The 15,398-nt window shown below is 46.0% G+C and carries 13 protein-coding genes; 4 read left to right on the forward strand and 9 right to left on the reverse strand.

Annotated features, from left to right (window positions below):
- Window positions 1–7 precede the first annotated feature (7 nt).
- Window positions 8–1,300, reverse strand: a complete 1,293-nt coding sequence (gene ltrA, locus MHI06_RS25825; RefSeq protein WP_340399554.1) for a group II intron reverse transcriptase/maturase — start codon at window positions 1,298–1,300, stop codon at window positions 8–10.
- A gap of 578 nt (window positions 1,301–1,878) precedes the next feature.
- Between ltrA and MHI06_RS25830 the strand changes: the two genes are divergently transcribed.
- Window positions 1,879–2,910 (forward strand): YafY family protein, encoded by a 1,032-nt coding sequence (locus MHI06_RS25830; RefSeq protein ID WP_340399555.1) that lies wholly within the window; start codon window positions 1,879–1,881, stop codon window positions 2,908–2,910.
- Between the two features lie 27 nt (window positions 2,911–2,937).
- Here MHI06_RS25830 and MHI06_RS25835 read toward each other — a convergent pair whose 3' ends face one another.
- A complete protein-coding gene (locus tag MHI06_RS25835) occupies window positions 2,938–4,134 on the reverse strand; it encodes an MFS transporter (protein WP_340399556.1) in 1,197 nt (398 codons plus the stop codon).
- Between the two features lie 168 nt (window positions 4,135–4,302).
- On the opposite strand from MHI06_RS25835, the gene MHI06_RS25840 reads away from it, so the two are divergent.
- Both MHI06_RS25840 and MHI06_RS25845 read left to right on the forward strand, forming a co-directional pair.
- The gene (locus MHI06_RS25840; protein ID WP_340399557.1) at window positions 4,303–5,184 is read left to right on the forward strand and encodes a LysR family transcriptional regulator; all 882 of its coding nucleotides are present in this window, start codon (window positions 4,303–4,305) and stop codon (window positions 5,182–5,184) included.
- A gap of 22 nt (window positions 5,185–5,206) precedes the next feature.
- Window positions 5,207–5,881 carry a VOC family protein gene (locus tag MHI06_RS25845; RefSeq protein WP_340399558.1) on the forward strand — a complete coding sequence of 225 codons (675 nt, stop codon included), beginning with the start codon at window positions 5,207–5,209 and terminating at the stop codon, window positions 5,879–5,881.
- Between the two features lie 43 nt (window positions 5,882–5,924).
- Here the strand turns inward: MHI06_RS25845 and MHI06_RS25850 are convergent, their stop codons facing one another.
- Window positions 5,925–6,290: a MerR family transcriptional regulator gene (locus MHI06_RS25850; protein WP_340399559.1), complete on the reverse strand. Its 366-nt coding sequence runs from the start codon at window positions 6,288–6,290 to the stop codon at window positions 5,925–5,927.
- Here MHI06_RS25850 and MHI06_RS25855 point away from each other — a divergent pair.
- Window positions 6,289–6,930 (forward strand): nitroreductase family protein, encoded by a 642-nt coding sequence (locus MHI06_RS25855; protein WP_340402187.1) that lies wholly within the window; start codon window positions 6,289–6,291, stop codon window positions 6,928–6,930. The two genes, MHI06_RS25850 and MHI06_RS25855, sit on opposite strands and share 2 nt — an antisense overlap.
- A gap of 420 nt (window positions 6,931–7,350) precedes the next feature.
- Here MHI06_RS25855 and glmS read toward each other — a convergent pair whose 3' ends face one another.
- The 6 genes from glmS to sigW form a co-directional block, all read right to left on the reverse strand.
- On the reverse strand, window positions 7,351–9,183 hold the full coding sequence (gene glmS / locus MHI06_RS25860) for a glutamine--fructose-6-phosphate transaminase (isomerizing) (RefSeq protein WP_340399560.1): 1,833 nt from the start codon (window positions 9,181–9,183) through the stop codon (window positions 7,351–7,353).
- Window positions 9,184–9,904: 721 nt separating this feature from the next.
- On the reverse strand, window positions 9,905–11,245 hold the full coding sequence (glmM, locus tag MHI06_RS25865; protein WP_169481360.1) for a phosphoglucosamine mutase: 1,341 nt from the start codon (window positions 11,243–11,245) through the stop codon (window positions 9,905–9,907).
- A gap of 72 nt (window positions 11,246–11,317) precedes the next feature.
- On the reverse strand, window positions 11,318–12,811 hold the full coding sequence (locus tag MHI06_RS25870) for a CdaR family protein (protein WP_340399561.1): 1,494 nt from the start codon (window positions 12,809–12,811) through the stop codon (window positions 11,318–11,320).
- Window positions 12,804–13,640: a diadenylate cyclase CdaA gene (cdaA, locus tag MHI06_RS25875; protein WP_017692119.1), complete on the reverse strand. Its 837-nt coding sequence runs from the start codon at window positions 13,638–13,640 to the stop codon at window positions 12,804–12,806. The genes MHI06_RS25870 and cdaA overlap by 8 nt, the downstream gene beginning before the upstream one ends.
- A gap of 314 nt (window positions 13,641–13,954) precedes the next feature.
- Window positions 13,955–14,569: a zf-HC2 domain-containing protein gene (locus MHI06_RS25880; protein ID WP_169481358.1), complete on the reverse strand. Its 615-nt coding sequence runs from the start codon at window positions 14,567–14,569 to the stop codon at window positions 13,955–13,957.
- Window positions 14,570–14,705: 136 nt separating this feature from the next.
- Complete coding sequence (gene sigW, locus MHI06_RS25885) at window positions 14,706–15,272, reverse strand: RNA polymerase sigma factor SigW (protein ID WP_017692117.1); 567 nt, start codon at window positions 15,270–15,272, stop codon at window positions 14,706–14,708.
- Window positions 15,273–15,398 lie beyond the last annotated feature (126 nt).

Consider the following 15,398-nt stretch of genomic DNA (forward strand, 5'->3'; position numbering starts at 1 on the left):
GCAGAGATTACAATAGCGTTTTTAATCCATACATATTGGCAATATACTTGACTTCCGATCGTGAACTCATCCAACTCCTACGTTGTCTCTTCTTCGCGTACCACCGTGTTAATCGTTGCAGAATATACCAGTCCAACTTAGCTAATCTCTTTTGGCTGTAGCTCGTGTAGTAATAATTTCTCCATCCTTGAATCTTCGGATTGAGCCATTTCACATGCTCCGCGAACGATTTCGACCGCATACTCGGTGGAGCCAGTCTTTCTTTGACTACCCCTTGAATACGTTCCTCCGCCTTTTTCGTTAGCCACTGTTGCGTGGTGTGATATACCTTCCCTTGCGACGTTTCTGCTTTCGTTTTTCGGTGGTGCATTCCTAGGAAGTCGAATCCCTCGTCTCCTGTCCATAGACCTACAATGCGAGTTTTGATCGGGTGCAGGGTTAGCTCCAGACGTTCCATAATTTTGCCTATGAGTTCATACGCATGCTCGGCATCCTTTTTGGTTTTACAGATTACTACAAAGTCGTCTGCATACCTTGTCAGTTCTCCCAGACCTCTTCCATGTTTCTCCCATAGTCGGTCAAAATAGTTCAGATAGATATTCGCCAGAAGCGGTGATATCACACCACCTTGCGGTGTTCCTAAATCGGAGCGCCTTTCGTTTCCTTCTTCCATCACTCCCGCCTGAAGCCACTTCCGTATTAATTTCAGTATCCGCCTGTCGTTGATGCGCATCTGCACCAATTTCATAAGCTTCTCTTGATTAATGTTATCGAAGTAACCTTGGATATCGACGTCGATTACCCAATTCCCTTTGCGGTTGCAGGCTTTCCGAATTCGTTCCAGCGCTCCTTTTGCACTTCGTTTCGGGCGAAATCCGAAGGATACGTCCTCAAAATCCGCTTCAAAGATAGGTTCAATCACCAGTTTCGTTGCCATCTGTATGACACGGTCGCGCACGGTGGGTATGCCCAGCGGTCTTTGCTTCCCATCTTTCTTGGGAATATAGTGCCGCCGTACAGGCTGCGGATGGTAGGTGCCTTCTTTCAATGCTCGTTCACAGTCCTCGAGGAAGTTCATTTCTCCTTGTTCCTCCACATCCGCAAGCGTCATGGCATCTACACCTGCCGCTCCCTTGTTCGCTTTCACTCGTCTCCAGGCTTCGCACAAGACATCCCACCGGTAGACTTTGTCGTACAAGGCATGGAATTTACGCTTGCTGTTCTCCTTGGCCACATGGCCTAGCTTTTCTTGGAGTTTTTGAACTTTTTCCTTTGGTGTTGTTAGCCGGTTGGCATTCACTCACTCGTACCTCCTCCAAAAGCATAAACAAAGCAGGGCTCCTTCCCTCCCCAAGGTTATGTTGTCCTTGGGTTCTTCGGTACTATGAGCCCCTCGGACTCCCTTCCCACAGACGTTTCACTTCGTCTTTTGGACTTATAGAGCATCTCTTTACGGAATTCCTAAAAAAAAAAATCCGTGTGGGGGAGGGTCTCCCCAGTTCACTGCATCATCTTTCAAGCCATGCCGTTCCCTTTACGCCGGAGGGTTCTTCACTGTTGTCCCAAGTTCTGCACAGCTTCCTTGGCCTTCGTCCATTGTCACAAGACTCGGCTCCCTCTTTTCCCCTTCGCAGGGCCCTTTTGACGACGCGGCAGGATTCACTTGATGTTGCGGCCTGGATTGTCGCTCGCCCGGTCTCTGACCGGTACTTTTGTCGATGCGCTTTTACACACAGATCTCGCCATGTGCAAGCATCCTAGCTACAAAGGTGGCTTGGCCCCTCCTTTGATTGGACTTTCACCAACTAGATAATGCGTGCCTCTGGGCACGCTAACAACGAAAGGTGCCAACTTGTGGCACCATTAAGAGGTTTCGATATGAAAAAATCAGAACGCATGAACCAGATGCTACGCTATATTAATCAAAAACAACAGTTCACCCTGCAAGATCTTATGCAGGAGTTCCAGATCTCCAAGCGAACCGCGTTAAGAGATATCGCTTCATTGGAAGAGTTGGGTGCGCCCATCTATGTCGAATATGGACGCTACGGCGGATACCGACTGCTGCAACAGATGCAGCTGCCTCCCATTTCGTTTAATACGGGGGAGCTTCATGCCCTTTATTTTGCGATGCAGGCCCTCCGCAGCTTCTCCAGCTTACCCTTCCAGGTTTCTTTCCGTACCATTCATGAGAAATTTATGAGCGCCTTATCCGACAAGCAACGACAGGATATTGAGAACATTCAACACCGGGTATCCTTCAGACATACGGAGCAGATTCGCGATAGCGAGCATTTGGAGTTTCTGTTAATGGCTGCAGTGCAAAATATAGTGATCCAGATTACGTATCCTGATCAACGAAGATCTACTGATACAGGGCCGGCTTCTGCAAACCATTCCGATCCTGAGCCATCGAGTTCACCATCTCGCACATCCAGCTTCACCATCCGTACCATTCAACCTATCACGCTCTATGCCAAGAGGGGCTACTGGTATTGCCAGGCCTATGATCTGAATAAACAAGCATACCGAGTGTTCCGCTGCGACCGGATCACTTCAGCTGAAGTGTCCGACATTGAACCTTTAGCTCATGTTAGTGAACTTCAAGCACAGGATACCCATTCGTTATGGGAACCATCGGAACAAGCAACTTCATTCAAGTGCCTGATTGATGAAGCCGGGGTTGACCTTTTCCAGCAAGAACATTTTCCATCTATGCAGATCATGCACGTCAATGAACCGGGAAGTGAATCGGCACAAATGCTTCTTGTCGGTTCGTATGAGCCTCATGAAATTGATTTCATCACTCGGTACCTCGCAGGATTCGGCAAATCCATTAAGATCATGGAACCGGACACGTTAAAAGAATCATTACGGCAGTACTATATGGACTTGTTAGATCATGTATAAAGATCATATCTCTATGTCCATTTTACTTTACATGCCTTTTAGATCCTGCTCATGGCCAACAACTTTTGAGCTTTTCTTATTGCCAATAGCCAATTGAACGATAATCTGCAGCACGATGATGATAGCCAAACCATAGAATGCTTGCACGAAACTGCCTGTCAGATCGTGGAGCCAACCAATCGCAAGCGGCCCCAGTGCTCCCAAGATATAGCCACCAGATTGAGTCATAGCGGACCAGCTACTTGCTTCCTGAGCATTGTTTGTCTCATCAATCGGCAACATGAGTGCAATCGGGAACAGTCCACCTGCGCCAATACCGAGTGGGATCGCCGCGAGCCACGGACTGACAGAGAGGTTCAGCATCAGGACACCTATTAACTCCAACATCGCACATCCAACAAGCCAGAAGACACGTCTTTGGTACCGGTGTACAAGCATGGGAATGAATAACGTTGAGGGCAGTGATATCAATGTAAATAACGTTTGGATGTTGCCAGCAGTCTCTTGGCTATATCCATGGCTATGAATGGCTGGCGCAAGCCAGGCGGTTAATGAATAGAAGATCGCGGCCATCAATCCGAAGAACAGTGTCAGCACCCAGGCACGCCTGTTCTTCACCGGAAGTGGTGAATGAACTACAGCCGTAGTTTTACCGGATTGTCGCTCTGTGCGCGCAGAATAGGCCAATTTCAACCAGATCGGTAATGCAATGACTGCGAGTAATGCCCACGTGGCTAAAGACCCTTTCCAAGATCCACCCAGCGCATGCTGGAGCGGAACCGATAGTCCCACGCTAATGCTGGCCCCCATCACCATCGCTGTAGAGTAGATGCCTACCATAGCTGCCACTCGGTTAGGAAAATACTGCTTAATGAAGCTGGACAACAGCGGCCCTGCCAATGCAATCCCTACACCCGACAGAAAAGAAGTGAACATCATTAACGGGGTTGCACCCACGAACAATCGTAATCCCGTACCTAACCCAATAAGGATTAAAGCCAGCACAATGGCACCTTCATTCCTCCACCTTCTACTTATTCTTACGGAGAACGGAGCGAATATGCCCATACATAATACCGGTAGTGTAGTTAACAGACTGGCGGTCATACCGCTCAAACCCAGATCATGCTGTATGGTGCTCATTAGCGGAGAAATCGATGTAATGGGTGGTCTCAAGTTTAGTGAAGCCAGGATAAGCGCCAATACAATATAGAAAAGTTTCATTATGGATCACCTCATGGTAGTAGTATCGATACATTTACCAAGATCTTATTGGGCCGCGAAAGGATCTTGGGTTGGTACACTGACTAAGTATAGATTCAATATAATGATTGAACAATACTATTGTTTCTATTAAAATGATTACTAAAACCAATGATTGGAGGTGAATTCATGGAGATTCGTCAAATGGAAAACTTTATTATGGTGTGTGAGGAGCTTCATTTTACCCGGGCAGCTGAGAAACTTGGCATATCTCAACCTACGTTGAGTCAACAAATACGTGGGTTGGAGGATGAACTTGGTGTTCCTTTATTTGATCGTGTTGGCAAAAAGATTGTGATGACCCAGGCAGGGTCTCTGTTTCTGGAGCACTGTGTACAGATGATCCGGCATTTACAGAATACCCAAGATGCGCTAGCTGAATTCCGTAATGATCAGCGAGGTCGATTAGTCATTGGTGTTCTTCCATCCGATTTGGATTACCGTCTCACTCCACTGCTCGTTGATTTTCATGCTCGATTCCCCAAAGTGCAATTGAAAGTGATTTCTTCGATCTATGTCGTGAATCAAGTGTTGGAAAATGAAGTCGACATCGGCATCGAGATCACGTCTGCCCCTGATGATCGGCTTGTACGCATTCCTTTGTGCAGTGAAGAGTATGTACTGGTCGTTTCCGAGAATCATGATTGGGCTGACCGAAGCACGATTGGAATCCAGGAACTGCGTGATATTCAAACGGTGATGTTTCCAGAAGGATTTACGGGCAGAGAATTAGTCGACGGTTATTGCCGTAAATATGGATTCACCCTAAACACCATCATGGAGACCAGTTCGGCAACCTCTATCATTAGCCTGGTCAAAGCCAACGTCGGAGGAACACTGCTGCCTTATCCTCTGATCCAAGCCATGAATGAACCCACGCTACGTTGCATTCGAATTACAGACGATCCGCCATACCGACACTTTGAGATCATCCATCGGTCCGACCGTTACCTGACACAATCAGCTAAAGCATTTATTGAGAAGACAATCGAGTATTTCAATCAAAGGTGAGTTTAAAAGGAGAGATATTGAAATGAGAATAAGAGAAGTTGGTTTGTTGGCACATCAGATCGAGGCCATAAAGGAGTTTTACGGTACAGTACTGGAGTTGGAGCTTGTGGAGGATAGTACAACATTCGTTTCATTCCGTGCCGGAGACTCGGTCCTTTCTTTCAAGAAGGCGCCAGAGCAAGAGAAGCCATACTATCATGTAGCGTTTACGATTCCAACGAATAAACTTGCTGATGCGAAAAGGTGGGCCCAAGACCGTAACATTCCGTTGCTTTCCAAGGATGGAAAGGATGAATTTTATTTCCCTTACTGGAATGCAACAGCCTTCTATTTCTATGATCCAAACGGAAACTTGATGGAATTCATCGCTCACCACTCACTCGATAATGCAGTCGAGGAAGCTTTCGAAGCGAAGCATCTGCTGTGCATTAGTGAAATCGGCCTGCCTGTCGATGATGTTCCTGAGACGATGAGCACGTTGAATGGGCATTATCAACTTGAACCCTTTGCTGGAGACGGAAAGAAATTCTCCCCCACGGGTGACGCAGAAGGCATGTTTATTGTCATTGATAAACAGATGCCCTGGTTCCCAGACGGCCGTATGCCTGGTGTATTTGCCACGGAGGTTAAGGTGGAAATCGGGCAGCCCGGTAGTCTACGTTTACAGGACGGTCTGTACTCGATTGAATCGATTTGATGTAAGAACGTACTGAATGAAAAGCTCAAAAGGAACGTCCGGCTCAATACTTACCAAAACCATCCTCACATGTGATATCCGCTTTAAGAATTTCGTACAGATTTTGTTTGGAATGCTCTAATTGTTTTTGCGCTTCTTCAATTTCTGATATTTTGGCTTGGATAATGCTTGCTTGATCTTTACTCGAAAACCCATGTTTAGAGACCATAGATTGAATCTCATGAATCGTAAAACCAACAGCTAAACATTGTTTGACCACTTCCAGATGCTGAATAATGCTATCCGCATATATTCGATAATTATTATGATCTCTCAGCACATGTTCATCCGTGATAATATCTATTTTCTCATAATACCGAATAGTGGATATCGGAAGGTTTACCCTGCTCGCCACTTCACTAATTTTCATATGGAATACCCTCAACAAAACAAATGATTTTGATAACATCGTCTTGGAGCGCCATTCCGTTAAAACCTACGACCCTGAAGTGAAAATCAGCCGCGAGGAGATGACCGAGATACTGGCGAAAGCTTCACGTGCCCCTTCGGCCATTAACATGCAACCGTGGCGTTTTCTTGTCATCGACAGTGCTGAAGGCAAAGAGAAGCTTGCACCACTGGCCTCTTTTAACCAGACACAGGCACTAACGTCTTCGGCTGTCATTGCCGTATTCTACGATGCTAACAACGTTGAATACATGGAAGAGATCTTCAGCAAATCAGTCGAACTTGGATATATGCCACAAGACATCATGGATATGCAGATGCAGCAGGTAAAACCTTACTATGCGAACATAAACGCATCCGAATTGCGTGATATGAACCTCATTGACTCAGGCCTCATTTCCATGCAACTCATGCTCGTTGCCCGTGCTCATGGCTATGATACGAACCCTATGGCCGGTTATGACAAAGACCAGATTGCTGAAGTTTTCGGCTTGGATAAAGAACGCTTCCAGCCCGTGATGTTGATCTCCATAGGTAAAGCAGCCAAAGATGGATATCCTTCCTATCGTCTCCCGGTTGAAACGATTACGACTTGGGCGTAACCATAGTAAATTTCAAAACAAACATGACCATGGATAAGGCTATTATGAGCATCATTTTCACACTCATTGCATATCCTGTTGCTCATGGGCATACCAGTTAAAAACTGATCATGTGGAGAGTCATTAAGATGCATTATCTCTGAACTAAGGATATAAGTTCATATAACAACTATCATTGTATATTATTTTGAGAAATGGATAAACTCTTTGTGCGTCCCTATAACATCAGAGTACTTATCCTATAGCCTCGGCTATCAGTCAAAGGATTTCATAAATGTGCCCTCTCCTCTACTGATTTTGACATAGGAATTTTAGCCATAGATTCATAATGGGTATGTTCATAACAAAAAGGGTCCTAATGACAAATGTCATCAGGACCCTCTTTTATATACTTAAATATTATAAGAAGTTAACAATCCGTTACTCAACCGTTACACTTTTCGCCAGGTTACGTGGTTTATCCACATCGTGACCCAGTGCCAGGGAAGCGTAGTATGCCAGCAATTGCAGCGCAACTACAGACAGAGCCGGGCTAAGCAAAGGCAACGTCTTAGGAATCGCAAACGCTTGGTCTACGGATTTCAACAGAGTTGTTACGTGCTCTTCGTACGTAATTGCCAGCACATCTGCGCCACGTGCTTTCACTTCTTTAATGTTGCTCACTGTTTTCTCAAGTACGTTCTCCTGCGTTGCCAGGGCAATAACAGGGATACCATCTTCGATCAATGCAAGCGTACCATGTTTCAACTCACCCGCAGCATACGCCTCAGAGTGAATATAAGAGATCTCTTTCAGCTTCAACGATCCTTCTTGAGCTACTGCATAGTCAAGACCACGACCGATGAAGAAGAGATGTTCATGTTTGGAGATTTGCTCTGCATATCCTTTGATTGCTTCCGCTTGCTCCAACATGGATTCCACTTGCTCAGGCAATGCTTGCATTGCTGCCAGCGTGTGTTCGATCTCTTCTGCAGATTGAGTACCACGAACTTGTGCAAGGTACAGACCAAGCAAGTTGAAGGCGATCAACTGCGAAGTATACGCTTTGGTAGAAGCTACTGCAATTTCAGGACCTGCCAATGTTGCGATAACATCATCTGCATCACGTGCAATGGAGCTGCCCACTACGTTCGTGATTGCCAGTACATGTGCGCCATTGGATTGTGCTTCGCGCAATGCAGCAAGCGTATCGGCAGTTTCACCGGATTGGCTTACTACGATTACGAGTGTATCTTTGTGCACGATTGGGGAGCGGTACCGGTACTCGGAAGCCACATCTGTTTCAACCGGAATACGCACCAATTGCTCAATCACTGTACGTCCAACCAGACCTGCATGGTACGCTGTACCACATGCAATGATTTGAACGTTACGGATATTTTTAATTTGTTCTTCTGTCATTTTCAACTCAGGAAGTTGAACTTTCTTACCTTCATTATCAATGCGACCCAGCATTGTATCACGATATGCTTTTGGTTGCTCATGAATTTCTTTCAGCATGAAGTGCTCGAATCCGCCTTTTTCTGCGGTTACAGCATCCCAATCGACACGAATCATTTCCCGAGAAATAAAGTTGCCTTCAATCGTCATCAATTCGACAGCATCATGTGTCAATACAGCCATTTCACCATCATTCAGAATGTACACATTACGTGTATGTTCCAGAATTGCCGGGATGTCGGAACCAATGAAGTTCTCGCCTTCACCAATACCAATAATCAATGGGCTTGCTTGACGCACAGCTACGAGTTTCTCAGGCTCATGCTCTGTCAATACACCCAGTGCGAATGCACCACGCAGCAACGTGATTACTTTTTGCACTGTTTTAACGATATCACCATTGTATTCACGTGCGATCAGGTGAGAGATAACCTCAGTATCTGTCTCGGAAGTGAACGTATGACCTTGAGCCATCAATTCATCCTTCAGATCCAGGTAGTTCTCAATAATACCGTTATGCACAACAGAGAACTTCTGGCTTCCATCCGTGTGTGGGTGGGAGTTCTCATCCGATGGTTTACCATGAGTTGCCCAACGTGTGTGTCCGATTCCGGCATTACCTACCAGTGGTGCACCATCCAGCTTGGCTTCAAGATTCGCAAGACGACCGAGAGCTTTCGTGATTTGCAGACCTTCCGGTGTGAATACCGCGATACCTGCAGAATCATAACCACGATACTCGAGTTTCTTCAACCCTTCGACCAATACCGATTGAGTGTTCTTATTACCAATATATCCAACAATACCGCACATAATTTATTTCCTCCGTTTGTATATGAATACTGTGTCACGAAGAGAAACAGGCAGAGGCGGCATATCGGAAAAATGAGTGATTGCCTAACGTTTCATGAATACTTGCTACCTATTCAATTATCAATGATCAGAGCGACCTCATGTCGCCCCGCAGTCATCATAAGCTGTTATGAATGCAATCATGAATGTACATCATTTTCCCGTCCGCGTACTGTTTACGCTCTTCACGCACATTCATTTGAATTTTAGTTTAACTCTTGCACCTACACCGGCGCGTTGTGTGGACAGTCACCTATCCATTTTCCGCAATCCGGTTTACGGCTCTGGTGCTTCACCGGGAGGTCCCCGCCGAACAATCCGAACACCTCCACCTCGTCAGCTTGATTGCCGTTGATGTTAATCAGCCGTTCTTCAACCTAGAAAAAATCCTGATCAACATCTTCCCGCGCAACTCCAAGCTCTGGCGCTTGTGTAACTGTAACCTTACGTCCCTCACTTTCTGTGTCTGAATGACGACTCCACTCATTATATGCACGTCAGGTCCATTTTGCAATGGAGCAAAGTACCTGTGACAATTTCAGCATATTTACCCACAATCCCGACCGGATAAACGGACCCATGGTCTCATCAGGCCGGGACGCAGGAATATTCATGAATAATATACCCTTTCTACACAACAATTCCCTTATAGAACCGTATGCAGAAGGGATTTCTTCCAGTCCTATACCAGTTCTTTTTGCACTACATCTACGATCTGAGACACAAATTGTTCAAGTTCGTCTTTATCTGGTCCTTCCGCCATAACACGGATCAGGGATTCAGTACCTGAAGCACGAACGAGTACACGTCCATTATCGCCGAGTTGTTGCTCTACTGTAGCAATAGCTTGCTCGATCGCAGAATTGCCTTCGTATTTGCTCTTATCTTCAACACGCACATTGACCAATACTTGTGGGTACTGGGTCATCAGCGCTTTGAGTTCACTCAGTTTTTTACCGGAAGCCTTGAGCGTATCCACGAGTTGAATCGCAGTCAACATACCGTCTCCGGTTGTATTGTAATCCAGGAAAATAACATGGCCAGACTGCTCTCCGCCCAGGTTGTAACCGCCGCGACGCATTTCTTCCATCACATAACGGTCACCTACTGCCGTTTTAGCTGTTTTCAGTGCAAGTTTCTCCGTTGCTTTGTAGAATCCGATGTTACTCATAACGGTCGATACAACAGTACTATCCTTCAACTTGCCTGCACGATTCATCGCATCACCACAGATACACAGAATGAAGTCTCCATCCACCTCAGCGCCTGTCTCATCAATAGCAATCAGACGATCCGCATCTCCGTCAAAAGCAAGACCCAGATCCGCTCCATGTTTGAGCACTTCTTGTTTCAGGTTCTCTGGATGAGTTGATCCACATTGCTCGTTGATATTCAGGCCGTTAGGCTCAGCGCCAATGGCAATGACTTCTGCACCAAGTTCACTGAACAATTTCGGTGCCAGCTCATAAGCTGCTCCGTTTGCACAGTCCAAAACAATTTTAAGTCCAGAGAACGACTCATTTACTGTTGTTTTCAAGAAGTCGAGGTAACGATAACGAGATTCTTCGTCCGTCGTTACGGTACCCAGACCGCCACCAACTGGCCGTGGCAATTGATCTGTCTCCGCATCCATCAGCTCTTCAATACGGTTCTCTGTTTCATCAGACAGCTTGAAGCCATCTCCGCCAAAGAACTTAATTCCGTTATCCTCAACCGGATTGTGGGAAGCCGAGATCATCACGCCCGCGTCAGCTTTCAACAAACGTGAAATATACGCCACTCCCGGAGTGGATACAACGCCCAGACGAATCACATCAGCGCCAATGGACAACAGTCCTGCAACCAGTGCGGATTCCAACATCAATCCCGAGATACGAGTATCCATGCCGATAACCACTTTCGGTCTTTCCACACCACCTGCAAGCACGTAACCACCACAACGTCCAATGCTGTAAGCCAGCTCTGCCGTTAACTCTTTATTGGCAACCCCTCTTACACCGTCTGTACCAAAATATTTCCCCATGATTTAACTCCTTCTATTCGCATCATATACGAGCACTATTATTATTTTTTAAGAATTTTAGAATTAGAACGTTTATGGATTCGAGCCACTTTTACTGCCAGTACCGCTGTTATTGTTATTTAAATTCCCACGATTGGTGGTACTCCCCTGTTGGCCCTGATCCTGATTATCCGTATTCGATTCCGTTTCTTCTTCATCAGGAACAGGCTCTGTTTCCCCATTTTCAACCTCGGCTGGTGTAGGGTCAGGTGCTACCGTTCCCTCGTCCGTCGGTTCTTCGCCAGGAGTGGTCGTGGTATCTTCAGCCTTTTCGCTAATTTTGACCGTCGCACTCAGAGCATTGGATGATTCATCCAGCTTGGCAAAACGGGGCAAGTCGGCTTCAAGCTTGATCTCATGCGTTCCGACCGCAAGTCCAGCAAGATCCCCGGTCAACGTGAGATCATCACTACTCAGACCCTCAAGCATACTTGCTGAGCCTGTAAGTGTGAGGTTCAGACCGCCACTTCGAGGCGTAACCAGCGTACCTTCCAGTCCGTTCCCCGCACCTGTAAGAGTAATGGGGACGTTCGGAAAGACTTTGGTCGTCTCCTCTGCCTCGTCAAATGGGGATATGGTTACCTTAATCTGAATCGAACTAGGCTCGATTTTCTCAAAACCGGAAGGCGGCGTCAAGTCCACGTTAACTGTCGACGTACCCGACTGATCAAACTGCGTAAGATCAAGGGTTACTTGGTCGTAGGACTGTATACCCGCAAGCGCATCCTCTGATCCATAAAGCGAGACTTCTTTCACGCTTGGCTCTACCGTGGAGAGTACCAAGCCTTCCGGCAGCTGTCCCGAATATTTGATTCTTAAGGGTACAGATGTATAGGGCTGATTGACCGGAACACGGACTTCAACCGTCTGAGGCGTTATAATCGCATTTTCAAGGACCTTGCCTTCAGCATCGTATGCCTGAAGCTTCACTTTTTTCTGTATGACATCTTCCTTGGCATCTTTCACGCTCACACTGCCCTGGACCTTCGCTACAGCCTCAAGTTGCCCTTCGGGCAGAGTTACCTTAACCGGTGCTGAAGGTTCAATTACAGGCGTTCCAGCGCTGTATCCGGCGGATGGTTCCCCTTCGGGTACAATATTCACATTGAAAGATTTGGTGCCCAATTTTTCTACATTCACGGTAACCATGGAAGGTTCCATGCTGACCACTTCTACCCCGGAAGGCAGATCAGGTACCAGCGGCAGTGTATTGGACCCATCTTTCACCTGACTCAGATCGACCATTACCTTATAATCGTCATTGGTAAAAATCGATGTTAGCATTGAGCGCTGTCCTTTGATCTCCAGCCGGACCTCATCCGTACTTAATGAAGTAAGCACATAGTTGTTGCTGTCTAATCCATAAGGTTGAACAGGCACCGTACGTTCCACAACCTTGTTGGTTGTGCCTGTCGTAATCGTAGGAGTGGTCGGTACTTCATCCAGATGAATCATGAACCAGAGCAGCAGACTCACCGCAAGTGCAAGTATTTTGGCAAAGTTATTATTGTTAAACCACTTATCCATTGTTACGTCCTCCCTTCCGTTTCCAGAAGGTTGTCCAGCCATTCTTTTTCAGATTGGATGTAGGGCGCAACTCCTCATACAGTTTGGCAATCAGCGATTCTTCCTTAATATCACGAACGACCTGTCCATTCATCGCCAGCGACACCTGTCCTGTCTCCTCGGAGACAACCAAACAGATCGCATCTGCAACTTCGGTAATCCCGATTGCTGCACGGTGGCGTGTTCCTAATTCTTTACTGATAAACGGATTTTCTGATAATGGCAAATAACAGGCTGCCGCCGAAATCTGTTTTCCCTGTATAATGACGGCTCCATCATGGAGCGGTGTATTTGGAATAAAGATGTTAATCATCAGCTCCGAGCTGACCAGAGAGTGCATCTTAATGCCCGATTCCGTGTAATCGTTCAGACCCGTTTCGCGTTCAAATACGACCAATGCACCAATTTTACGCCGTGACAAATAATTAACAGACTTAATAATCTCACCAATTAACACGGTTAATTCTTCATCACTCGCTGCCGCTGAACGTCCAAACAGCTTACCGCGTCCCAATTGCTCCAGACCACGGCGCAGTTCCGGCTGAAAGATAATGAACACCGCAACGACACCAAACGTAAACATCTGGTTCATCAACCATTTGAGCGTATACAGGTTTAGCCACGTACTTAATGCCCAGATCAGCACAAGGAACAGAATGCCCTTTAGGAGCTGAACCGCACGCGTACCCCGCACAAGCAGAATCAGTTTGTACATAATATAGGTAACGATCAATATATCGATAACGTCCTTAATGGACTCTGTCCACGTTAAGTCAGCAAAATAATTCATAAGCCAGCCCCCGCTATCCCCATTGATGAGTAAACCCTGATCTCATATTAACCCATTAGGATTTTATATAATCCTTTGTCTCCGCATTTTTGCATCATTTGATTTGTGCAAAATGCGTATCTATATGTAGTAGTATGTTCTCTTTAGTATCTAGGTTATAACGTTAACGTTCAGGTTGCAAGTTACGGCAGTCTCAAACTGCACATAAACATCACATTTACCATGAATTACAAAGTTTTCGTATAAAAAAAGAGTACCCCATGCACTCTGGAGGTACCCTGCTTGGTATATACCATTGAAGATTTTACCCTGTTCTAGCGATAAGCCACTTCATTTACCATATTGGTTATTTTGTACCAGAACCAGTCCAGCGCCTGATCAATACTTTTCACCTGACCTGAAATATGCGCTGTTGAAGCCTGAAACAGTTGTCCGTCGATAACCGTCAGATTGCCGTTCACATCACCATATACTTGTGCGGTTCCATTTTCTATCGTAAGATCGCCAGCAATTGACTTACCTTCAGGAACAATAACCGTGTTACCCTGAATCACGATCTGGTCCAGATTATTTCCCTTAACGACCATTTCGTTGTTCTGATTCCAGAAATTCAAGGCGCTAAAGAGCATCACGACCAAAAAGAAGGCTGCCGCCGTCAGCGCGGGATGTCCTGTGACCCATTTGAGCCATGCTTGCTGTCTCTTGGGCTGGGGCAGAGCATTCATAATTCGATTGGTCAGCTCATCAGAGGCAGACGGTGAATAGTGTTTCATGGCAAAGAGTAGCATTTCCGTCTGTTCCAACTCTTTAAAGCGCATGCGACAATCCGGACAGATCACAAGGTGACTTTTCAGTTCAACCTTCTGGGCCGGGGACAACGACTCATCCAAACATTCATGCATTAAAGAGACGGCCGAGTTGCAATCCATATGAGAGCCAATCCTTTCTTAAATCACTTAGTCCATGAGCCATTAAAAAGCACACATAAGACTTGCATACATTACATACGCATCCGTTTCGGATATGTTTCAATTAATTTCGCCCAGATTTAAAGGCGTTTAACATTTATAACTTATACTCCAATTTTTTACGTAGAAAATCACGGCCCCGATGAACGCGTGTCTTGATCGTTGTTACGGGCATACCTGTCACATCGCTGATTTCCTGTAGCGACAAGTCCTGTAAATATCTCAAAATCATAACGGACTTATACTTGGCTGGCAAACTGTCAATGGCCTCACGAATGAGTGTCTGCGTTTCTGACAGGAGCGCTTCACTTTCCGGTGTACGATCATCACTCGGGAGCATCGCGTAACCATCAGATCCTTCCTGATCATTTAGTTCAGCATCCAAAGAGTATGAAGGTTTCTTTCTGCGCAGTCGGTCAATACACAGATTGGTCGCGATCCGGTAGATCCAGGTTGAGAACTTCTGGTTCGGATCGTACTTCTCCATATTACGAAACACACGCAAAAACGTCTCCTGCACAACGTCTTCAGCTTCATGACGATTGTTCAGCATCCGGTATGCCAAATGAAATAGCTTGTCCTTATATAGTTCAACGATTTCTGCAAAGGCTCTCTGGTCGCCCTTGAGCACCAGTTTCACAAGCCTATTCTCCAAATTGTCCACCCTTATTCCCCCAGACATGCTGATGGGTCTTCCGTCTTCTGATACCCGTCCACACTTGTAATTCACCAATCAAATCGTAAATCAACTTTGGTCAAAAATCAAGACTGTATGACAAATATCCGCCAA

Origin of the sequence: Paenibacillus sp. FSL H8-0079, assembly GCF_037991315.1 — a bacterium.
Taxonomy (GTDB): domain Bacteria; phylum Bacillota; class Bacilli; order Paenibacillales; family Paenibacillaceae; genus Paenibacillus.